The sequence below is a fragment of the Bradyrhizobium sp. dw_411 genome (genome assembly GCF_018449695.1).
Taxonomy (GTDB): Bacteria; Pseudomonadota; Alphaproteobacteria; order Rhizobiales; family Xanthobacteraceae; genus Bradyrhizobium.
Genome location: NZ_JAAVUY010000004.1, coordinates 32604 through 53907 on the forward strand (window position 1 = coordinate 32604; position 21304 = coordinate 53907).

The 21304-nt window shown below is 59.5% G+C and carries 25 protein-coding genes, 1 tRNA gene and 1 pseudogene; 15 read left to right on the forward strand and 12 right to left on the reverse strand.

The genetic code is table 11. The annotated features are described in order from the left end of the window. Positions 1 to 169 precede the first annotated feature (169 nt). The 3 genes from HB676_RS07380 to HB676_RS07390 form a co-directional block, all read right to left on the reverse strand. Positions 170 to 259 (reverse strand) — tRNA-Ser (locus HB676_RS07380). 83 nt (positions 260 to 342) lie between these two features. Then, positions 343 to 1497, reverse strand: a complete 1155-nt coding sequence (locus HB676_RS07385) for a site-specific integrase (protein ID WP_213737063.1) — start codon at positions 1495 to 1497, stop codon at positions 343 to 345. Beyond that, the gene (locus HB676_RS07390; RefSeq protein WP_213737064.1) at positions 1490 to 2008 is read right to left on the reverse strand and encodes a hypothetical protein; all 519 of its coding nucleotides are present in this window, start codon (positions 2006 to 2008) and stop codon (positions 1490 to 1492) included. Before HB676_RS07390 ends, HB676_RS07385 begins: the two co-directional genes overlap by 8 nt. Before the next feature lie 119 nt (positions 2009 to 2127). On the opposite strand from HB676_RS07390, the gene HB676_RS07395 reads away from it, so the two are divergent. The 12 genes from HB676_RS07395 to HB676_RS07455 all read left to right on the forward strand — a co-directional run bounded on the left by HB676_RS07395 (position 2128) and on the right by HB676_RS07455 (position 9835). Next, entirely contained in the window at positions 2128 to 2355 is a 228-nt protein-coding gene (locus HB676_RS07395; RefSeq protein WP_213737065.1) for a helix-turn-helix domain-containing protein, read from the forward strand. A 10-nt stretch (positions 2356 to 2365) separates the two neighbouring features. Then, the gene (locus HB676_RS07400) at positions 2366 to 2644 is read left to right on the forward strand and encodes a transcriptional coactivator p15/PC4 family protein (protein WP_213737066.1); all 279 of its coding nucleotides are present in this window, start codon (positions 2366 to 2368) and stop codon (positions 2642 to 2644) included. Then, a complete protein-coding gene (locus HB676_RS07405) occupies positions 2641 to 3141 on the forward strand; it encodes a hypothetical protein (RefSeq protein WP_213737067.1) in 501 nt (166 codons plus the stop codon). Before HB676_RS07400 ends, HB676_RS07405 begins: the two co-directional genes overlap by 4 nt. After that, positions 3141 to 4481, forward strand: a complete 1341-nt coding sequence (locus tag HB676_RS07410; RefSeq protein WP_213737068.1) for an AAA family ATPase — start codon at positions 3141 to 3143, stop codon at positions 4479 to 4481. The genes HB676_RS07405 and HB676_RS07410 overlap by 1 nt, the downstream gene beginning before the upstream one ends. A gap of 507 nt (positions 4482 to 4988) precedes the next feature. Continuing rightward, positions 4989 to 5375: a hypothetical protein gene (locus HB676_RS07415; protein ID WP_213737069.1), complete on the forward strand. Its 387-nt coding sequence runs from the start codon at positions 4989 to 4991 to the stop codon at positions 5373 to 5375. A 120-nt stretch (positions 5376 to 5495) separates the two neighbouring features. Then, positions 5496 to 6221, forward strand: coding sequence for a hypothetical protein (locus tag HB676_RS07425; RefSeq protein WP_213737071.1), 726 nt, complete (start codon positions 5496 to 5498; stop codon positions 6219 to 6221). Next, positions 6218 to 6427, forward strand: coding sequence for a hypothetical protein (locus tag HB676_RS07430; RefSeq protein ID WP_213737072.1), 210 nt, complete (start codon positions 6218 to 6220; stop codon positions 6425 to 6427). Before HB676_RS07425 ends, HB676_RS07430 begins: the two co-directional genes overlap by 4 nt. Then, complete coding sequence (locus tag HB676_RS07435) at positions 6424 to 6921, forward strand: hypothetical protein (protein ID WP_213737073.1); 498 nt, start codon at positions 6424 to 6426, stop codon at positions 6919 to 6921. Before HB676_RS07430 ends, HB676_RS07435 begins: the two co-directional genes overlap by 4 nt. 1 nt (position 6922) lies before the next feature. Then, positions 6923 to 7147: a hypothetical protein gene (locus HB676_RS07440; protein WP_213737074.1), complete on the forward strand. Its 225-nt coding sequence runs from the start codon at positions 6923 to 6925 to the stop codon at positions 7145 to 7147. A 17-nt stretch (positions 7148 to 7164) separates the two neighbouring features. Further along, entirely contained in the window at positions 7165 to 7419 is a 255-nt protein-coding gene (locus tag HB676_RS07445) for a hypothetical protein (RefSeq protein WP_213737075.1), read from the forward strand. Continuing rightward, the gene (locus HB676_RS07450; protein WP_213737076.1) at positions 7419 to 8927 is read left to right on the forward strand and encodes a hypothetical protein; all 1509 of its coding nucleotides are present in this window, start codon (positions 7419 to 7421) and stop codon (positions 8925 to 8927) included. Before HB676_RS07445 ends, HB676_RS07450 begins: the two co-directional genes overlap by 1 nt. An 11-nt stretch (positions 8928 to 8938) precedes the next feature. After that, a complete protein-coding gene (locus tag HB676_RS07455; protein WP_213737077.1) occupies positions 8939 to 9835 on the forward strand; it encodes a sialate O-acetylesterase in 897 nt (298 codons plus the stop codon). A gap of 210 nt (positions 9836 to 10045) precedes the next feature. Here the strand turns inward: HB676_RS07455 and HB676_RS07460 are convergent, their stop codons facing one another. The 3 genes from HB676_RS07460 to HB676_RS07470 all read right to left on the reverse strand — a co-directional run bounded on the left by HB676_RS07460 (position 10046) and on the right by HB676_RS07470 (position 12279). Continuing rightward, complete coding sequence (locus HB676_RS07460; RefSeq protein WP_213737078.1) at positions 10046 to 10948, reverse strand: ATP-dependent Clp protease proteolytic subunit; 903 nt, start codon at positions 10946 to 10948, stop codon at positions 10046 to 10048. A 336-nt stretch (positions 10949 to 11284) separates the two neighbouring features. Beyond that, complete coding sequence (locus HB676_RS07465; RefSeq protein ID WP_213737079.1) at positions 11285 to 11662, reverse strand: hypothetical protein; 378 nt, start codon at positions 11660 to 11662, stop codon at positions 11285 to 11287. A gap of 374 nt (positions 11663 to 12036) precedes the next feature. Then, positions 12037 to 12279: a winged helix-turn-helix domain-containing protein gene (locus HB676_RS07470; protein ID WP_213737080.1), complete on the reverse strand. Its 243-nt coding sequence runs from the start codon at positions 12277 to 12279 to the stop codon at positions 12037 to 12039. Between the two features lie 761 nt (positions 12280 to 13040). On the opposite strand from HB676_RS07470, the gene HB676_RS07475 reads away from it, so the two are divergent. Beyond that, positions 13041 to 13535, forward strand: coding sequence for a hypothetical protein (locus tag HB676_RS07475; protein ID WP_213737081.1), 495 nt, complete (start codon positions 13041 to 13043; stop codon positions 13533 to 13535). Positions 13536 to 13650: 115 nt separating this feature from the next. Beyond that, positions 13651 to 13956 (forward strand): hypothetical protein, encoded by a 306-nt coding sequence (locus HB676_RS07480; protein ID WP_213737082.1) that lies wholly within the window; start codon positions 13651 to 13653, stop codon positions 13954 to 13956. Between the two features lie 1325 nt (positions 13957 to 15281). On the opposite strand, the gene HB676_RS07485 is transcribed toward HB676_RS07480, so the two are convergent. After that, positions 15282 to 15674, reverse strand: coding sequence for a hypothetical protein (locus tag HB676_RS07485; RefSeq protein ID WP_213737083.1), 393 nt, complete (start codon positions 15672 to 15674; stop codon positions 15282 to 15284). 500 nt (positions 15675 to 16174) lie between these two features. Between HB676_RS07485 and HB676_RS07490 the strand changes: the two are divergent. Beyond that, positions 16175 to 16699, forward strand: a pseudogene (locus HB676_RS07490) (ATP-binding cassette domain-containing protein); the annotation flags it as partial. A 66-nt stretch (positions 16700 to 16765) separates the two neighbouring features. On the opposite strand, the gene HB676_RS07495 reads toward HB676_RS07490, so the two are convergent. The 5 genes from HB676_RS07495 to HB676_RS07515 form a co-directional block, all read right to left on the reverse strand. After that, the gene (locus tag HB676_RS07495; protein WP_213737084.1) at positions 16766 to 17605 is read right to left on the reverse strand and encodes an alpha/beta hydrolase; all 840 of its coding nucleotides are present in this window, start codon (positions 17603 to 17605) and stop codon (positions 16766 to 16768) included. A gap of 498 nt (positions 17606 to 18103) precedes the next feature. Next, the gene (locus HB676_RS07500; RefSeq protein ID WP_213737085.1) at positions 18104 to 18823 is read right to left on the reverse strand and encodes an ABC transporter ATP-binding protein; all 720 of its coding nucleotides are present in this window, start codon (positions 18821 to 18823) and stop codon (positions 18104 to 18106) included. Beyond that, on the reverse strand, positions 18816 to 19580 hold the full coding sequence (locus tag HB676_RS07505) for an ATP-binding cassette domain-containing protein (RefSeq protein WP_213737086.1): 765 nt from the start codon (positions 19578 to 19580) through the stop codon (positions 18816 to 18818). Before HB676_RS07505 ends, HB676_RS07500 begins: the two co-directional genes overlap by 8 nt. Beyond that, a complete protein-coding gene (locus HB676_RS07510; RefSeq protein ID WP_213737087.1) occupies positions 19577 to 20419 on the reverse strand; it encodes a branched-chain amino acid ABC transporter permease in 843 nt (280 codons plus the stop codon). Before HB676_RS07510 ends, HB676_RS07505 begins: the two co-directional genes overlap by 4 nt. Then, positions 20416 to 21297, reverse strand: a complete 882-nt coding sequence (locus HB676_RS07515; RefSeq protein WP_213737088.1) for a branched-chain amino acid ABC transporter permease — start codon at positions 21295 to 21297, stop codon at positions 20416 to 20418. The genes HB676_RS07510 and HB676_RS07515 overlap by 4 nt, the downstream gene beginning before the upstream one ends. Positions 21298 to 21304 lie beyond the last annotated feature (7 nt).

Sequence of the window (21304 nt, forward strand, 5' to 3'; positions counted from 1 at the left end):
CTAATCCCTCCAAAGTGTCCGCCTAAACCCACGTCCTCACCCACGTCTGAAACGCGGATACGGGTTGACACGCGGAGACATTGAAACATGCGAAACTTAATTTTCGCGTTAAATTTCAATGGTTTGGGTGTCAGGTATGGACGTGTAAAGACACGTATGGATTAGCAGGTGGCGGAAGGGGTGGGATTCGAACCCACGGTACCCTTGCAGGCACGCCGGTTTTCAAGACCGGTGCCTTAAACCACTCGGCCACCCTTCCAAACCAGTAATATCAAGCACTTAACTTAGGGTGCCTGAGAACGCAACCCGAACGACTGTCCCAAGATTGTCCCAAACGCCATTTCAGGTGCCCAGGACCGCGTTGATCGCAGCCGCCGCCTTGCTATCGTCCTTCCTAAACAGGTGCGCGTAGATCCGCAACGTGATGTCCGGCTTACTGTGACCGAGCCGCTTCGAAATGGTGACGATATCCACCCCTAGATCGATCAATTGGCTGGCATGGGTATGGCGCAGGTTGTGGAAACCTACGTCAGGCATCTCGATCTGATCCGCGAAGTCGCTCCATGCTTTGCTGATGCGCTTCTGAGAAGGCAAAGCACCGTCGACCCCAACGAAAAGCAGCATCCCGGGTGCCAGCTTGCCTGCCCCTAATTTGATGCGCAGTTCCAATTGAGCCTTGCGGAAATCGCGCAGCGTATCGACCAGCTGATCGGGCAGGGTGACGTCACGGCGCCCGGCTTTGGTTTTCGGTGCTTTGAATCGGATCCCTTGCGTTTTGGTCTCCTCCAGCGCCTCACGGACCTCGATCACCTTGCGCTCCAGATCGACGCGACCCCATCGCAGCGCGAGGACTTCACCAATGCGCATGCCTGTGAACAGCGAGATCATGGCCGGTACAAATAGGCGGTGAGGGCGCAAGCGCTCGATAAACGCCGGCAGGTCTTTCACGATCACCATTTCTTCGTCACCAACCTTCGGCGGCGACTGCGCGGCAACTACGTTTTTAACGGTGACTTCGTTTCGGACGGCATCGCTGAGAGCTTTGCCAAGGACGCGGTGCGCGTGACCGATCGTTCGGGGTGCAAGGCCGCCTTTGCCGTCCGCTCTGCCACTATTCCGCAATGTGGTGTGCCACTCCTCGATGTCGAGCGGTCGCAGCTTCTGGACAAGCTTCGTGCCCAGGTGCGGGGCGATCTGATTTTCGACAAGCTCGCGATACCTGTCCGCGGTGCGGGCGGTGATTTCGCCGGACGCTTCCCAATGCTCCACACGCGAACGAACGAAATCAGCGACCACGATCTTACTCGGTTCGACGAATTGTCCCTTGTCGGCTGAGCCAAGCAGATCGCGGATCTTCGCTTCTGCTTCTTCCTTCGTGCCGTCGAACATCTGGGTGTGCCGCTTGCCCTTCACCCGGTACCGGATGCGGAATTTGTTCTGCCCGAATTGTTGAAGGCCACCGGTACGACCTGTCCGCTTGCGCTTGGCTCTAGTCATTGCCTTCACCCTTTCGATTGCCGTGGATACGCTCGATTTCCTGCAAGGTTTCTCTGTTGATGGCGCGTACGCGATCGCGAGCTGCGCGATCACGATTTTGCAGCACGTTGTCAGCCAATGCGGTCCCCACGTCGTCAGCGTTATTGAAGGGGACGCTTGCAAGCGGCCTGTCCCGAAACGGTGCCACCTTGACGTCGTCGAACAGGTTGTCGTTGTAATCGGCAGGCCGCCATTTTGAGATTGCGCGTAGCAGCATGCGCCGGAAGGTTCGATGCGCAATGCCGTCGCTGTGCCATTGAGTGCCAAGCTCAAGCTCGACCTCACGTGCTAGCTCGAAGATCAGGTGCGAGAATTCTCTAGTCGGTTCGTCCGCCTCGTCTTCCAGGGCAACGAGATCAAGTCCGCGCTTGATGGCGTCGGTGATGCTCTCATCGCGCTTACGCAGCCGATCATAGGTTTCGCGCGGCAGACGAATTGCCGTCTGCACAGATTCTTTCTCCGGTTTTTTCACAACCCGCGTTCTCCTATTGCCAAGTTATACAAATCAGGAATATGTGTTTATACAATCCGAGTGATTTGGTCAAACAAATTCGGACGTTTATGGATACTGCAAGACGGAGAGCGACGAGCATGTCGAACGCATTAAAAGGAAAAACTGCGGAAAATCAGGCGGTTATTGACCGACTTCGCGACGAATCATGTGAGGTTTTGTCGGTAGAAGAAGCTGGTCGGAAGCTCGGTTTGGGCCGGGCAGCCGCCTATGCACACGCCAAAGCGGGCCATCTGCCGATCATCCGGTTGGGCAACCGCATGCTGGTGCCGAAGGCGGCCTTCGCGAAGCTGTTGGCATCGGCCTGAGGTTTGCAACATGGGTGCACGCCGGCCTGAGCTGACCGAGCCTGTTGTCGTCGATCAGTGGTGGGCCAACCGGCGCCACGACGCGATCGTCTTCACGCTTCAGAGCTATCTCGGTCACAACCTAATCGATCTGCGCAAGCACGCGATGGGGCGCGATGGCGTGCTGAAACCGACGTCAAAGGGCATCACCATCAAGGTGACCAGACTGAGGGACCTGCGCCAGGCAATCGAGAAGGCGATCAAGAAGGCCGAGGAGCTTGGACTTGTCGACGCGGAGGGCGCCGAGTGAACGCCCCGGTCCGATTAGAACCCGAACTTGAGGACCTCACGCAAGAATTCGCGGAGTGCTGCGCCATTCAAGCATGGTTCCTGAACGAAGGCTGGATTTCGAAGCAGCAGGCAGTCGATAACCTGCAGCACCTCGTTGAGAGCCTTAACGTGCCAGTCGAGGACCGAGACGCGGCTCAGGCCATCATGGCCGAGGCCTTCAGACCCCGCGACGAGGCCGAGGAAGAAGACCTGCCTTCGGACTATGCTGCGCAGATCGTTCGGCAGTGGGAATTAGCTGACGCGCGGGATCGATGGCAGCACACCGGTGAACCGCCGCCGGTGCCAGGCACAACACCTTTTGGCAATTCCCGGACGACTGATCGCGTTCCGCAGTCGACGATTGATGCGCTCAAATTCGTCGTCAGTCTCGGTGATGCAGAATATCTCGCCAAGTGGCTGCGGGATCACTCCAACGTCGCGCCGGCGCTCCTCGAGCAAATGCGGGAGGCCGCTTGATGGTATCGCCAGCAAACCTTGCAATGGCTCGACGCGTTTTCGCGGACCTCGGATATACGTCGGCACCTCAGGATGACGGTCCGCCGGATGATGGATATGAGGGGCCGATCGAGCTCCCAGAATCTGCCGACACCGAGCCCCACGACGTGTCGCTGGCCACTGAGACATCGCCGCGCAAGACTTCTGAGGAGAAGTCGAAAACGCTGCACCCTACGGCATTTCGATTGCGCGATCCTGCGACAATCCCGCCGAGGGATTCATTGTACGGCAACCACTACATGCGGGGATACGTTAGCGGCACCGTCGCGCCCGGTGGGTTGGGCAAGTCGAGCCTTGCTTTGCTTGAGGCCACGGCGATGTGCTCGGCGCGCAGTCTCCTTGGCTATCCCGTCAGGCAACCGCTCCGAGTCTGGTATTGGGGCGGAGAGGATCCGGTAGAAGAAACCGAGCGCCGGCTGGGCGCTATTCGCCTCCACTACGACATTCGGGACGAAGAGATCGATGGGCGGCTTTTCTGCGATAGTGGCCGCGACATGTCCATCCGGATCGCCGCGATGGTGCGCCAGCAGGCCGTAGTAGACGACAAGCTCGTCGACGAAATTATCGCAGCTCTCAAGTCGGTCGATGCGGATGTTATGATCGTCGACCCGTTTGTCGCCTCGCACGGTCTGCCCGAGAACGACAACACGGCGACCGACTGGATGATGAAGCGCGGTTGGGTCAGGATCGCGGCCGAGGCCAACGTTGCCGTGGATCTTGTCCACCACGTCAGGAAGAACGGCGGGCAGGGCGACACGACTGTTGAGGACGCCCGCGGCGCCTCGGCCACGCTCGCCGCGCTTCGTTCAGCCCGGGTGCTCAACATCATGTCGCCCGAGGACGCCAGGACGGCCGCGGTTCCGGCTGACGAACGCTGGCGGCATTTCAACGTTCAGGTGGGCAAGGCCAACATGTCGCCCCGAACCGGGAAGCCGAAATGGTATCGGCTGGCTTCAGTCAGCCTCGGCAACGGCACCGAAACGCGGCCGGAGGATTACGTCGGCGTGGTGACCGCGTGGACGATGCCGGGTGCCCTCGATGACGTTCAGGTTGGGGACCTCGTGAAGGTCCAAGAATCCATCCGGGACGGCGCGTGGGGCTCCAGTAGGCAGGCAGGCGATTGGGCCGGCTACGCCATCGGCCAAGCGCTGGACATCAACACCGGCACTGACGACGGCAAGGCGAAGGTCAACAGCATGCTCTCAGCGTGGCTCAAGTCAGGCGCCTTGAGGGAGGAAAGCCGGCACGACCACAAGAAGGGACGGGCCCGCCCGTTCATCGTCGTAGGGGTGCAATCATGACGGTCTCGCACTTTCGCACTTGTGGTGCGAGTGGACTGCGAGAAGTGCAAGAAACACCCTCGCACCCCACCTCTATAGGGGTGTGGGGTGTGGTGGGAGAGTTCGCACTGGGGTGCGTGAACAACCTCATCAGCCTGCATAGCGACGTAACTCCGCAACTGCCTGGCGCTGGCGCTGGATATATGCAGGCACCTCGCCGAGCTAGTAACGCGTTACTTCGAAGCTTGGGACAGCTGCTGGGACACGACAAGCCTTGCGACGATTGCGAAGCGCTGATCCTGCTCGACAATTTTCCTCGCCATCACCGGTCTTCGTATTCGGTGCAGTGCTCCGGGCCGGAGGAAACCTAGAAATGGCGCGATATCTGGGGGATGGGCCGGCAGCAAGGGGGGGCGTACGGGGGGTGGCCGGCGATCCTGGCGCTCTCGGCATAGTCGACATCTCTCGTCTGGTTCGCGCCGTCTCCGAAAATTTTGGGCGGCCGTCTAAAGAAAACCTCGTCAACAAATGACAGCAAAGGTCATCACCTCGATGCCCGGGCTTCTCGACGCCATTCGAGCGCGACGGGATGAACTGAACATCAGCAACGAGACTATCGACGAAATCGCGGGGCTGCCGGCGCGCTACACGAGCAAGCTGCTGTCACCCATACCGGTGCGCGGAATCAGCCACATGTCCCTGACGGCGATCCTGGGGGCGCTGGGTATCGGTTTGGTGGTCGTCGAGGACACCGGCCAGCGGGAGAAGGTGGCGGGCCGCTGGCAGCCGCGCAAGCGCGCTCCCAACCGCAAACTCTCGGGTGCGTTGTTAGAGCCAGCAATCCAGCCGATGTTGTCGTCAACGAACGGAGGTCCCGATGTCCAAACCACTTTTGAGTTTCCGGCCGAAGCCTGAACTTGCCGAGCAGATCAAGGCGGCGGCCTCGGAAGACCGTCGGCCGGTAAGCCAGTTTATCTCCAATCTGATCGAGGATGCGCTGGCTGCACGGCGACCCGGTGATCAAAGGACGGCCGCATGACCGATGTAGCTCAACTCCGCGCGCCGGCGATTGCCGAGAAACTTGAGGCCGCCCGCGCGTTGCTTGCTGCCCACAGCGGCGAAGTGGCACAGACCGTGCTCGACGCGGTCGAGAATGTGCCCGGGGCATTGAAGCGGTTGACCGACCTTCGCACGCGCATTTCGACCGGCGAACTCGCCGTGGCGGAGCTCGAAAAGGCCTATGATCTGGCCGGTCAGATTGACCGGCAGGCCAGCGTCGCCGCGGCGACGAAAATGCGGGGCGAACAGCTTGTCGCGTTCCGCAAGGAATTCGAGGCACGGCAGACGGCGATGGCGGCTGTTCTCAAAGCTGCCGCGGCCATGGCATCTGCATACGGCGAGTATTCGGAAGCAACGTTGCGGGCCGCGGCGGTGATCCCATCGGGCACCACCGTGCCACCGATCGCCATCGGTGGAGAGGGTATGTATGGCGCGGCGTTTGGACCGTGCGAACGGTTGATCCTGGCTGAGCTCTACCGGTTGGCGCCCGAGCGGGCGGACGGGATAGGCCGGTTTGTGTTGCCTTTCGCAAAGCCGCCATCGGAGCGGTTCCGCGGCAATCACCCCGCGATTCCGGCCGGCATCGAAGAATTGCGCGCTGCTGACGCCGCAATCCTCGCCGATGTCTCCCAACAAATCGAGAACCTGAACGAGGCGGCCATGCGCTTCGCGCTCGCCCCTGAACGAAAGGACGCGGCATGAACAAGTTGGCAGGACTGACGAAAGTTGATTGCGCAATCGGCTGCACCGCTGAGGGATGCGTCATAGCCGATGGCCGGCCGCACTGCATGCACCCCTGCAAATCTGGCGTGCCCTTCTCCTTCAAGGAGGATCCCGCGATCCAGAAAATCTATGCCGATGCCTGCACCGTACTGGGCGTCCAGAACAAACATCTGGTGGAGCAATGACCGATCAGGCCCATATCCCCGAGACGGCCGTCGCGGCCAGTGAAAAACTCGCAACCCTGCAGGCGGATAAGGATTGGACCGGCAAACTGCTCGCCGGCGATGCTGCCGTGACGCAGGAATGGAACGGACTGCACGAGCGCGTTCACCGCGGCGACGACGAGGCCAAGGAGGCGAAGTCGCTCGCGGATCGCGTAGCCGCCGCCATGACCGGGGATCAGCGGAGCCTGTCCGATCCGGAAGCCAAGCAGATGAACTCCACCGCTGCGATGCTTCGCGAACTCGGCATCCGCGATGAGGTCGTGACGCAGACGCTATCCGGCCGCGACGTCACCCAGGCCGAATTCGACGCCGTGATGAACTGGCAGACCCGCGTGATGCGATCCGCCGAATTCACCAAGCGATATCTCAGCGGCGATCCGGAGGCCTGTCAAAAGATGACGCTCGCCGCGATCGTGCTTTCCAGCAACATAAAAACCGAACTGAGGAGTTCCTGACATGCGGCTCAAATGTGAATTTCGCCATCTCAAGACCGACGACGAGAAAGAGATCGTTGTCACGCTCAACGGCGCCGAGTGCCAATCGGTCGAAAGCCTGCGCAAGCACAAGGGTACGGAAACGGCCGATCTTCACGCACAAGCCTACGCACTGCGCCATGCCTATGGCGAGATACCGGACGGCTGGCGACACACGAAGCCGCCGACGCTTCTTCCTGTCTCCTGATCATTGGAGAAAACCAGATGTCTATCGGTCCCCCAACCACAAGCGCAACTCACGACGCCACCGGCAACGCGAGCGAAGCCACCAGGCAGGCCGCCGACGCCGCAGCACTTGCGACGTTTAAAGCTGGCGGCACCTCGGCGGCGTATCAAACGACACTGAATGCGAACGCGGCAGCCGACTTTCGCCGGCGCATCGCCAGCGCGGTCGGAAATGGCATTGATCCAGCGGTCTTTCGCCAAGGCCTTTGGGAACTGACGGGAAGCTTCACCTGATGTCCGGCAAGAACGACATTCAAACTCGTCGACGTAAAATTATGAAACACAAACTCAATGCCTTCCTGGGTCTGCTTGCCGCCGGCTTGCTCCTCTACGCCGCGCCTGCGCTTGCCCAGACGCTTCCATACACGCTTCCGGGAAATACTGTCGTCGGGCGCCCCAACATCGGCACGGGCGAGGCAACCGCGATGCAGTTCGATCAGTTCGCATCGAGCCTCCGCGCTTCCGGCTTGCTCGCTGGAGTCTCCGTCGGCGGCAGCGTAGCCGATGGTGATTTCGTATTCTTTGATGGGTCAACGGGCGGGACGATCAAGGACGGCGGTGCGGTTCTTCCAAATAACAGGCTCGCCAACATGCCGGCCGCGACGTTCAAGTGCAATCCGACCAACGCCACCGCGGCCATTCAGGACTGCACGATTCCGGGCCTGATTGCCCGAGGTGCCCCGGATGCCAACAACGACAAAATTCTGATCTACGACAGCGCTGCTGGAATGCTCAAATACGTGACGCCGGGACAGATCGCATCGCCAGCGACGGCTGGCGTATCTTCCTTCAATGGGCAAACCGGCGCCATCAATCTGTATGGCCCGCCCCAAGGCCGCCTGACGCTCACTAGCGGCACGGCAATCCCGATTTCGAGCGTTGCCGGTGCGACAACCCTGTATTATACGCCGGCGGGCGGACAATTCGTGCCGATCTACAATGGCACTCAATTTGTGATGACCGATATCGGCGGCGAGCTCTCGCAGGCTACGACAGACACCACCAAATCGCCATCCGCCGTCGCCCCTTCTCAAGTATACGATATCTTCGTATGGAACGATTCCGGGACCAGCCGGGCGACGCGCGGGCCGGCTTGGTCGGCGGGCACAGGCGGATCGAACACGGTACGAGGCACAGGCGCAGGATCGACTGCGCTCACGCTTCTCAAAGGGTTCTTAGTGAACGCCAATGCGATCACAAACGGCCCTCCTGCCAACCAGGGAACCTATGTCGGAACCGTCATGTCTGACGCTGCGTCGGCGTTGGATATGACGTTCGGCGGATCATCAGCGGGCGGCACGGCGGCCGTTCTCGGCGTCTGGAACGCCTATAATCGCGTGCATGTCACAGCGAAGGTCAACGATAACACGGCCAGTTGGACCTATTCCGGCGGGGGACAGTCGGTCGATGCCAGTACGAATAACCGCGTGAGTTTTGTTTCCGGTCTTCAGACGGATTCCATTATTGCAGACTACTACGTCACGGCGATCACGGCCGCCACTTCAGGCTCATTCTGCTTTGTCGGACCCGCACTCGATTCTGCGGCCACATCCAACAGCCGCTCCGGTACGCAAACTACCGCAGCCGTTGCAATGGATGTGTGGGCAAATGCACACAAGATATATCCTCCGCAAGTTGGGTCTCATTTTGTCCAAGCCACTGAAGCCGCTGACGGGACGCATCCCTGCACGTTCCTCGGCGGAGCGACGCCGCAGGCCCTCGAATTCCAAATGCAGATGTGATGAAAATGCTCTTGAAAATTGTTCTCGCAGTGCTGCTGGCGCTTGCTGCGCCCGTCGCTAACGCCTTTGAAGGGAATGCCCTCTCTGGGCCTGATCCATTTCTCTATACGACGCCGGGGCCGGGCTTTTGCTGCGGCAATTCCGTTTCGTCGAAGACGATGACTTCCCAGATCATCAACACCGGTGTTCGCAATCTCGTCATCGTGCTCGCCGGGCAGAGCAACGTTTGCGACAATCACGGCGCGGCCTATACGCCGACAAATGCCAGCAAGATCGACAACATGTACCCCTATGGTGGGGGGATTTACGCGGCGTCCGATCCTATTTTGGGCACGTCAGCCGACAGCGCGGCGTTGGGGCCGGGCAATTTCGTTCTGCGGCTTGCGGACAACCTGATCACCGCAGGGCTGTTCGATCGGGTCATCATTTTCGCGATCGGTATTGGCGGCACGTCGATCGCCGACTGGGACACCGGGGTTGCTACCGGGCGTTGGCAACCGACCTTCAATCGCCTCAAGGCGAAGGGGATCATGCCGGGGCTAGCAAACACCACGATTGCAATCATCTGGGGGCAGGGCGAACAGGATGCCAGTCTCGGAACGTCTCAAGCTGCATATGCAGCGGGCTTGAACAATGTCATCAACCAGGCGCGCGCTGCGGGCTTCTCGCAAAGCAATGTTCCATTTTTCGTTGCCGAGGAAACGTGGTTCGGCGGCACGACTTCAGCAAATGTGCAGAACGCACAAAGCGCCATCGTCAATCATGCCAGCAATATCTGGGCGGGTCCGAACGCTGACAGTTTGAATAGTTCCAATCGTCAGGATAACACCCATTTCAATCCGACCGGCGCGGCTGCCGTTGCGACGCTTTGGCAGGCCGCGCTGCATGCTTTCGGAGCGCCGTTTTGAGGACCTTCCTACGTGCAGGCGACTGTTTTTTATTGACGAACGACGGCGGTAGCGGCGCCAACAAGACGGTGCAGACAGGCTGCCCCTAACCGGTGCCCTCAGTGAGCATGTCGCCCGGGGACATGCCCTTCGACCCATTTAATGAGAGCCGGAGATCCTGCGACCGACCCTGTCATCAGCCGGTCGCGGGTGTGGAAAAGTCAGTGGCGGTTAGTTAGATACTTTCGTCCAAACCCCCTTGGTGTCCTTCATGTCGCGATGGGTCTCCTTGGAATCCCAATCCATGCATGTGCGCACGTCGCCGAAATCATTGAATGTACAAAGCTCTCGTTCAACGATTTTGCCATCCAGATTCTCTCGAGTAAGTGCAATGGCATCAGTCCCATCGAGCTTGAACATCACCCCCGTGGCACAGGTCCGCTCCTCGGGTTGACAAGATCGAAGCGTTTTCGGGGTGCCACCGTTTTGCTGTCGGGACAATTCGAAAGCCTTATTCGTGAAGTCTTTCCAAGATACAGGCGCGGATGCCTTTGTTGCTTGTTGCAATTGCATCGGTGCGCCCGGTTGCGTTTGTGGGGCAAGAGGCCCTGCTGACGCAACGGGAAGCTGTATCGGCTTTCCGACCATCGTTGTTCCCATCGACTGGAGATCAGCGGGGCTTAGCCAAACCATCTCCGATGGTGGTGTGACGACCATGCGTCCAATAATGGCAGACGGAACACCTAATTCCTTCGCCATTTTGGCCATCGAGACTGTTGCTGCATTGGATTGAACGGTCTCTGCGCCATTCTCGTCCGATGCGCCGTGCACGCCGATCTGCGCTGTATAATTCGCGAACTTTGTTTCACCTGCCGCGAAAACCAAAAAGCAAGCCGACGCGCAGGTGGCACCTTGGCCTACGTTTGTTGCCATTTTCGCAAATCTTACTGCATCGGCTATTTTTGCTCCCTCGAGAAGGTTTCCGCCGGGAGAATTTAGCCGGATTGAGGAAACAAACTTGCCGGCGTCATTAGCGACTTTGATTGCAGCCTTCAGCCCGTCAGAGTCGCCCGGGACTATCTCGCCCGAAATAGAAATTACTATGCGGCCATCCTTCAGTGCCGATGGTTTCATGTCTGCCGCTGATGCTCGATGCGTGCTCAAAAAAGCGATTGTAGCTCCCAAGGAGACGACCCAAAAGCCCCACCTCATAACTCAACTCCCCTCAACAACCCATGGAATATTCACGCAACTGGGGCGCGAGCGCAATGGCAAACGCGCGAAAAGCCGCCCGTGAGGGCTTGGCAATTACATGCAGGGCGCTATCTATGATCCGTCTGGGTAGCTCAAAATCGTAGAGCAGCCGTCCGACAAGCCCTCGGGTACATGATCGAACGGATGATGGCGATGCCCCCAGATGCGCACGGACTTTGGGATTAGGCACGCCGAGGCCCGAAAGGGCCGGGCCGGTCAGGCTATGTCCGGCGCGTTGCGTTTCGGCAACCTAACCCTGCGTTTCGGCCGCGCTGCCTTTTCGGCGTCCTTTTTTCGCTTCTCTTCCTGACGTCGCAGGAGGCGGTCTTCATAAGTAACGCCGCCGATTTGTGACATCAGCCCGACGAGCCGAGCCCTGCCTTTCACGCCAGGGCCCAATCGGGCAGCCTCCAGTTCGCGCATGTGGGCGAGCATTCGTTCGATATCCGTCGCCGCGAATTTCTTGCTCCGCCCCATTCGGAGGTAGAACGGAACACCGGCGGCATCGACAGGATTTTCGGCCAGCCAGTATTCAAGCCAACGCCTTGAAACGCGAAGCTCGTTGGCGGCCTCGTTGATCGTGAGCACGGGCATGGCGGGTGATCGAGTCAGAAAGGGGGGGCGGTTAGACTTCGTCCTTCGGTTTGGATCTTGGCAATCGCCCTCTTGGCTGACGAGGTCGCTTCGTCTTTTCCGTCTGCTTTCGAAGCTTCAGAAGTCCCGCATAGCCGCCGCTCGGGAAAGGTGGCCCTGACCGCCCTAACTGGCGCGGTGAAAAAGCTGGCAACGGCTTTGGTCTGGTCGCCTCCAAAATCGCTTCAACATCCTGTTTCGTCAGCACCATACGGTTGCCGAGAATGCGGCATGCGCCGAGCTGTCGCGCCAGGTTTCGGACGCGCCTTGCAGACCAACCGCAGCGCTTCGCTAGCTCATCTGGCGTTGTAACTTCGGGCAAGTCCACGGCCACGTCAACGAGGGTTCGACGGGATCGGCAGCCCGTTGTGCTTATCCAGCCATGCTTTGACCGCCGGCCAGTACCGCCTCGAACCAAAGAGCGGCTGCTTCCTCGGAAAATTGTACTTGCTCTCAAGCCCCGGCAACATCGATCGCATGATCTTTTCGGGCACACCAATGCGCCGGATCAACTCTGCATCGGTAAGATACAGCTTGTCCTTCTCGCGTTCGAGCGTTTCAGGCACTGGCGCAGTCATGATGCAGTCCTCCGATTGGGGACAGGCGATCATGCTAAGCGGCGCTTGGCGAATCCGAATGCGGCAACTTCCCCGCAATCCACCGGGCGGCGCGCGCAAAAGCCCCCCGTTGAGGGGAATTGCTTTTTTAACCAAATCAGCGGAGCATGGTCAGTGGGTGTAGAAACCCTGACCGAGAATATGGCCGCATTCCCTGCAAGGAATTGCCTTGTCGCCTGCAAGCGACGTGGCGGCGGCTGAACCGTATCTTCCCGAGAGGGAGGATACTCACGGACGCGCTTAGCGGCGCGGCACCGATCGGGCCATCATGGCCGGAGGGCGCCGTTCTGTCCAGCCTCGCAAGGGGTAAAAGCGTCGCACCTGTCTTCTCGGCAGGTTTCTACCCTCCGGCTGCCGGCCCGTTGCCGGTGACGGCTGTAGAAAGCCAAACCGAGAAGTAAAATCCCATGACCATCGAAAGACCCATGTTTCCGCCCCGTGCGGAGTCCGTGGATTCGTTTTCCCATCAACCCGCTACCGGACAACCCGAGAGCGGAAACCGCGCCAGTGACTCTCCCAACCCGTTTGGGGACGTCGACCTCGCGCTGCTGCGGTTTGTCCGATGCCTGATCCGGATCGGCCTGACCCTCGACCAGGTCGGCGCCGTTGTATCCGCCGAATTGGAGCGGGCCGAAGCCCTCGCATCGAAAAGGAGGCCACGCAGGTATTGGATCTCCGGACCGTATCTGGTTTCCGGACCCGCAGAAGTGAGGGCCTGAACCATGTCAAGCAACGTCATCACGTTCCCCGAGGCGACCGGCCTTTTTCCCAAGCGAAAGGCCATCCCGATCAACAACGAGCCGGAGTACGAGGCTCCGATAGAGTCCGATTGGCGATCTCGCGAGTGCGTTCAGCGCGACATCGACGAGCACAAAGCTTCCCGGGACCGTTATGCGAAAGCAGTGGCCTGGGTGGCCGCGGCCGAATCTGAAAATCTCCCGCCAGCCAATATCGAAGCGGCACGGCAGGAGCAGGTACGGCTCTACGGGGAAATGCAGGCCTCGGCGCGCAACTTGTTGATCGTGATGCCAACCGATGCGAAGGCGCTGGTCGACCTGCTGCTGTATCTCGAGAGGAATTTCAGCGTGCTGCCGCAGGAGATCATGCGGGGCGGTGGTGCCGGCGAGTCGCTGGCTTTCTACCTGCTCCGTACCGTGCGGCTCTCACTTCGCCCGATCGCGAGATACGGGAAAGGGAAGCACGGGCCGACGTCATGAAGCGCCGGCAACGGTTGGCCGCGCACGCAAGACGGACGAAGCGATAGACGATATCTATCCCGGGCGCCCACGTACGAACGCTGGCGCCCGGACCCACGCTCGCGGAGGAAATAACATGCGAAATTTGATCGAAGACAGAAGAGTCCTCAAGATGCAATTCGAAGCCTTCGCACACTATGCGAGACATGAGAGCGGAAGGCCCGAATCCGCATATTGTTTCGATGCACTTGCGACCAGCGTTGACGACGTCTCGCCCGAACTGTTGGAGGCTTATGTGGAAATGTTCCAGAAGATCGAACACAGGCCAGTCGGCAGCGCCTTAAAGCAATCGATCCAGCAGGGATTATGGTCGCCCACAGATGCGACAGAATACATGGAGCGCTTCATTGCGTTTGCATCTGGAACAGGGGCGCCTTCCTGAGCGTCGGCGCCGATCGGGCGGAAGCGCAACCGACAGCGGACCACCGCGCATGCGAGGCGGCTGCTGCGATGAATTTAGGAGGGGCCGCCATTCACACTGGCGGCCCTTCTGCGCGCCGTCCCGTGGCCTGACGGCCTTGGGGCGAGCACCAGCGTCATACAGCCGCAGCGTGTATGAGCCTAAAGCATGATAATTATCAGAGGTTGTAAATTATTTATTGGAGGTTTTAAGATGAGTGATCAACATTCTTCTACTCCCTCGAAAAGCTCGTCAGACGGCGCCGGCGCATCGATGCCCGACGCAATGGTCGTCAAACAGGAACAAAAGCTAAGCGCAAACCCAAAACTGCTTGATGGAAACTGTCGATTTATTAACCGGTACAACGGGCGCTGCACAGTCTCAGTGTGGTACACTACCGGTGGTGTGAGCAACGCCACATTGCAAAATCAAGGCGACTATTGGGATCTCCGCGTCAGGGATGGCGATTGCTATTGCTGGGATCATAACGGCGCGTGCAACGCGAATTGCTCGTTACGTTGTTCTCCAGGCGGAACCTACTACGTGGGCTAAGAGACGACCTTCCGAGAGGTAGCTGACATTGACCGGTTTGCACTGTGACCGGGCAGCCATGCCAGTAGACTGAACCAATGAAACCGATGGGCCGCCGGAAAACAAAAGCCGGCGACCCATACGCGCGGAACGATTCTGGGTCGTTGCGGGTGGGAGAAGGGGTTCGGCGGCAAGGGGACGAGCGCAGGCCAAAACTGCATCGCTTATAATTTTAATGGCCTTAATTGTCGATCCGGGAGGGAAGAGTGATAAAACGCGCTCGAGCTTTGACCTTCGTTTTGCTGCTGGGGACTTGCTTGCCGCAAGCTTCGACAGCTCAGTTTTTCAACCAGCCTGCGGTCAATCCGCCCACGATCGTTAATCCGCAATGTGGCCCATGTAGGGATAGATGTGTGGATACTAGGGTGGCTTGCAAAATGAACGTCTGCAGAAGGATGGGGGGACGAGTCGATAACGCCCAAAGCTGCAGTTATGTGAAAAACCAGCGTGGTTTTGTTGATGAGCTTCGATTTTGCGAACAGCAAGAAACAGCCTGTTGGACGACTTGTGGTGATTGCCCTCCATAAGTCCCGTTACAACCTCCGGCGGAGGGGTAGTCCCACGTTGCGTTGCGGCGCTACCGAGCGCGCGCCGCCGTCGGTTCCCGCTTGCCGATCAACCAGGGCCAAGTCAGCCCGCCAATCCCGGACTCACCAGCGGGCTCTCCTAGAGTCGGGGAGGGGCTATCCAGTTTGCGGGCTCAGGTCCGCGCCTTTTTACACCGGCACGCGCACGCTGACGGCATCCGCAAACGCTTGAAAATCTTCAATCGATCCCTCGTGTCGGATGAACGGATACATCTGGCTGGCACCTGACGGTGTGATATCAACAAGCGAGCCGTCTTCGATCTCCACGACGGCATGAGCGGCCACCTCCCAGTAGTACGTCAAAGGGGGGAGCGGGCGAAAAATCACATATCCCGGAACATGCTTGTGGTCAGGTTTGTGATGCACCCACGTCGCAACATTAGAGTGACAATTGGCGGGTCTTGGTCGCCATTCAGTGCCGTCAGCGCCCCGTATAAGTACCGTCCTCGTGACCGGTAGCGTGGCGGCATCAAGTCGAGCAATGATGGCGCGGGCCTTAGCGACGAGATCGTTCTCGATCATCGGGCAATACCTTGTCCCAACCCGTGTCCCAATTGGAGCAATACCGTGCCGGACTTAGCGAGACCGGCCAAGACGGCATACGGCAAAGTCTAAGCGGAAGTCCTTGCGTCAGTGGACTAAGCTAGACGCATATGGACCCCACTGAACAGATGCGGGTGTATTTCAAGACCGGTGCCTTAAACCACTCGGCCACCCTTCCGTTGCTGCGACATCAATCACTTAGGATCAGCAGGGTCAAGAACGAGGTGTGAACAAACGCTCACTTGGCCCCAATTCGGCCCCAGCGGGTCTCACGGCTTGAGAAACCCGGCCGCAAAGGCGGCGATTGCGCTGGTCATTGTCGTCGGCCCCCTTGGTCCGCCGCCGCTTGGCACCCCCGGGAACCAGTATATAGGCCGGAGTTTCTTCAAAATCTCGTTAGGGTGTCGGTCGTCATCAAGTTCATTCCGTGAACTTGATCTTCCCAATTTTATCCTGCGTTCCTATCGCAACCCGAATGGTTTCCCTGGAAGAACGTGCGTGACAACGTCGCTTTTGGTCCAAAGATGCGGGGCCTGGGCAAGGTCGAGCGGTACCGTGCCGCCGATCAATTCCTGAAGCTGGTGGGCCTTTCGGGCTTCGAACGGTTCTACCCGTCGCAGCTCTCCGGCGGGATGCAGCAGCGTGTCGAGATCGCGCGGGTTCTTATCAATCCGCCCCGGGTGCTCTTGATGGACGAACCCTTCAGCGCACTCGATGCGCAGACCCGCAGCATGATGCAGGAGGTTCTGCTCGACATCTGGAGCAAGATTCCGACTACAACCGTATTTGTAACCCACGATATCGACGAGGCGCTGTTTCTTGCCGATCGGATCATCGTGATGAGCGCAAGGCCGGGACGCGTGATCGAAGACATAGTTCTGTCATTCGACAGGCCGCGCCATCCGCAGCTTGTCACCGAAATCGAGTTCGTGCGCCTGAAACGTCATATCCTCGAGCTGTTGCGACGCCCGGATGAGTCATCGTTGCCGCGGCGTCTGGACTGAGACTGCTGCTGGAATTGCCTGCTTCCCGTTACGCGAAATCCTTGCGCAGGGGCGTCGCCTCCGGGTTTACTCGTTATCAAGAAAATGCAGCAGCGCGGCGTTGAAGAGCGCGGGATCCTGCAGGAATGCGAAGTGACTGGTATTGGGCAGGATCAAGAGGCCTGCGTTCGGGATCGTGGCGGCAATATATTCGGTATGCGCGCGCTTGATCGCCTCGTCGTGATCGCCGTCGACCACCAGGACTTGCGCGTGAATCGATTGTAACTGGGCGTCGGTCCAGTTGGGTTCGGTCTCCCACATCCTGGTGATCTGAGCGACGAAGGCATCATAGTCCTTCGGTGTCGCAGATAGCTTGGCGTATTCGCCTTTCGCGCGCTCGATAAATCGCGCAAACACCGGGGCCTTTTCAACACCTTCCTGGACACCTGACGTGATGGTGTTGGCGGCGAATGCAAACACTTTGCCTACCCGCTCCGGATGACGGATGGCGAGATCGAGGCCGAGGATGGCACCATCGCTCCAGCCCACTACATCGGCTTTCGCGATATGTAGCGTGTCGAGCAGCGCGACAACGTCATCGGCCATGAGATCGTAACCGTAAGGGCGGGTGTCACGCGTACTTCGCCCATGGCCGCGGCTGTCCATGACGATCACGGTGTGACGCCGGGCGAGAACCCTGACCTGATGGCCCCAATAGTTCGAATTCGAAAGTCCGCCGTGTAGAAGAACGACCGGGGAACCGTGGCCGATAGTTGCGTAGTAAAGGTTGATGCCGTTGACGTTGGCACGGCCGATATGTTGTCCGGGGACCGGCGCGGGTGTCGGGGGCAGTGTTTGCCAAAGCGGCTCAGCGTGGCCGGCCTGAAGAGGAAGCAGTAGCAGGAATATCAAAAGCAGGATGCGCATCGGCAATTACCTTGATGGATTGCGGGATGGCGATGGCTCGGTACATTCCCAACCAAGCCTCTCATCATGGCTTCGTCAAGTTCTTCATTCGAACGAACCTTCCTAGGTTATGCAGATGGGCCGCGGCTGCGACCATGATCTTTCCGGCGGGAGCTCCGAATGTAATGCGATTGTTGCAAGCTTGCGCAAACAACGCTTGTTTCCTTTCATTGACTGGTAGACGTTTGTTCTTACGATTGATTGGATTGGCGGGCTAACCGCAATGATCAACCTGCCGTTTCAGAACTTGCTTGTCGCGTGGGTACGTGTCGAGTCCAGCAACCTCCATCGCGTAACCCACGCGACACGCCCTTTTTCTACCGCAGTCCAGGATTTGGCAGGAAGTTCGCCGCCGACGCCGCGATGTGTGGTGTTCGAACGATGCTCGCATGGCTCGCGACGCAGACTACATGATGCGCATCGTGGTGGCGGATATGGCGGATATGCAGAGCATTATCTTCATGCTGCGACTTCCGCCGAAGCACCGAGATATGCTTCCACAATGGCCGGCGACCGGGCCAGTTGCTCAGCCGGGCCTTCCAACACGATGCGGCCCCCTTCGAGGACATAGCCGCGCTTGGCAAGAGCCAGCGCTTTGCGTGCATTTTGTTCGACCAACAGCACAGTCAGGCCTTGCTTGTTCAGTTCGTCCAGCAGTGCGAATATCTCCGAGACTATTAGCGGTGCAAGGCCCATGGAGGGCTCGTCCAGCAGCAGTACCCGCGGCCCAGCCATCAGCGCACGGCCGATGGCGAGCATCTGTTGCTCACCGCCGGACAACAGGCCCGCCGGCTGGCGGCGGCGCTCTTTCAGACGGGGAAAGCGATCGTAGATTGCCGCGAGCGTGTCTGCGGAGCCGCCACCCTTGCGACCGTAAGCGCCGACGCGCAGGTTTTCCTCTACGCTGAGCGGCGCAATAACCTGTCGGCCCTCCGGCACAAGGGACAGGCCCGCACGGACGATCTTTTCGGTCGGGCGGCCGCTGATCGGCTCGCCGTCCAGTCGAACCACGCCGCCCAGCGGGCGCAGCAGTCCCGCTAACGTATTGAGCAGGGTGGTCTTGCCAGCGCCATTTGTACCGATGACCGTGACGATTTCACCTGCGCCGACATGCAGCGACACGTCCTTCAATACGGCAGGACCGCCATAGCCCGAGGAAAGGCCGACAACCTCAAGCATCTTCGGCTCCCAGATAGGCTTCAATCACTTTCGGATCGGAGCGCACGGCCTCCGGCTTTCCGGACGCGATTGAATTCCCCTGATTGAGCACATGAATTTCGTCACATACGCCCATCACAAGATCCATATCGTGTTCGACCAGCAGGACGGTGAGGCCACGCTCGGGCAGGCCTGCGATGAGATCTCGCAGGGAAGTCCGTTCGCTATGGGTCATACCGGCGGCCGGTTCATCGAGCAACAGAAGCCGCGGCTCGGACGCAAGTGCGCGGGCGATTTCGATCCGCCGGCGGTCGCCATAAGACAAGCCGCCGGCGAGGGTGTCGGCGTGCTGACCGGCACCGACCTGATCAAGCAGCTTCAGGCCGCAGGCGCGGCGATCGCGTTCTATTCGTCCCAATCGCGGCAGGCGCAGCAAGATGTCCAATGCTCCCGCCGAAGGCGTCCGCAGCGCCAGCGTGACATTCTGCAGGGCTGTCAGGTCCGGAATCAGGCGAATATGCTGGAACGTGCGGGCGATGCCGCGCCGCGCCAGCAGGTTTGCGGGCAACCCTTGCACCGGCGCGCCGTCCAGCAATATAGCGCCGTCAGTCGGCGCGTCGACGCCGCTGATCACATTCATCAGCGTGGTCTTGCCCGAGCCGTTCGGTCCAATGAGACCGATCACCGCACCGCGCGGCAACGAAAAAGAGACATTCGATAATGCCGCGACACCGCCGAAATGTCGCGAGACGCTCCGCAGTTCCAGAAGCGGAGTCACGATGCCGCCCTCCGCCGTGACAATTTCGGCAGGCCAACCAGGCCAGCCGGCAGAAACAGCACGACCGCCAGCATCGTCACGCCGATAAGGATTTCTCGCATCTGGGCCGAGAAGCGCAAAGCCTCCGGCAGGACGACAAGAACACTCGCGCCGATCACGGGGCCGGCCAAGTTCCACACCCCGCCCAATACCGGCGCAATCACGGTATCCACGCTGCGCAGAAACCCAAAATCGCCGGGAGCAATGAACATATTGAGATGCGCCGCCAGTCCGCCACCTAACCCGGCGATGGCACCGGACGCCGTGAACAACGCAAGCTTGAAGCGCGCGACATCGTGGCCTGCGGTGGAGACAGCGAGTTCGTCAGCGGCAATGGCACGCATGCGCTCACCAACAGCCGAATGACGTACCGCCCAGATGAGGTAGATGACCAGCGCAAGCAGCCCCGCAAGCTGCCATGTTTCGGTAAGCTGCGGGATACCGAAGACCCCGAGTGCACCGCCGGTCACCGAATCCCAGTTCAATGCAATGATCCGGACGACTTCCGTAAAAGCCAGTGTCGCCATGGTGAAGTAGTCACCGCGCAGCCGCAGCACCAGCGAGCCGAGGCCAAAAGCCGCGAGAGATGCCGCCACAAGGGCAGCCGTCAGTGCCGGCGCGAAGCTCCAGCCCTGCTGCATGGTAAGCCAGATCGAGAGGTAGGCCCCGATCGCCATCAGCCCACCCGTCGCCAGCGAGAAGAGATTGACGCCGAGCAGGATAAAGCAGCCGAACGCGAGCATGGAATTCAGCAGGCAGAGATCGATGACATTGTGATAGGCATAAAAAAGATCGGTCATGCGCGCGTGGTCTCGCGCGTGGCGAACAAACCGGTCGGCCTGGTCAACAGGATCAGAAGGACGATACCGAACCCAACCGCATCGCGGTAACCCGAACCGACGACGACGACGCTTGCGACTTCGACCAGTCCGAGCAGCACGCCGCCCACAAGTGCGCCCACGATATTGCCAAGGCCTCCGAGGATCAACACTGTCAGGCCCTTGAGCAGGATGCCGTCACCCATGAAGGGTGAAACCGACTGGAACAGGAGCGACCACAATACGCCGGCGCCTCCGGCCAACGCACCGGAAACGAAAAAGGTCATCAGCCGGATTCGATCCACCGGCACGCCAACCAGACGGGCGACATTTTCACTGAATGCCACGGTCCGGATGGCGCGTCCGACATTGGTGTAGCGCAGCAACGCGGCAAGCGCGATCACCATCAAGAGCGCCGCGCCGATGGCGACAATCTGCAGAAGTTGCAGGCGGGCACCCAGCAGTTCCAGTGCGGCGCCCGCAAGCGCATTGTCCGGATAGCGCACGACCTGCGTGCCGAATATTTCCTGCGCGAGCCCGATCAGGATCCGGGCCAGCGCGAGGCCGCCGACCATGCCCATCCAGCGATGCGCACCACGCCGTTGCAACGGCCGGAACACCAGCACCTCGCTCAACACGCCAAGCAAGCCCGCGGCGGTCGCCGCAGCAAGGATGGCCAGAGGCAACGGCAACGCCAGGGTGCGAACGACTTCAAGCCCCACATACGCGCCCCACATGAAGACCGCGCCTTGCGACAGATTGAGCACGTTCATGACGCCGAAGACGAGCGTGAAACCGATGGCAAAAACGGCGTAAATGGCGCCGAGCGAGACGCCATTCACAAGCTGCTGAACAAGCACGTCAGAC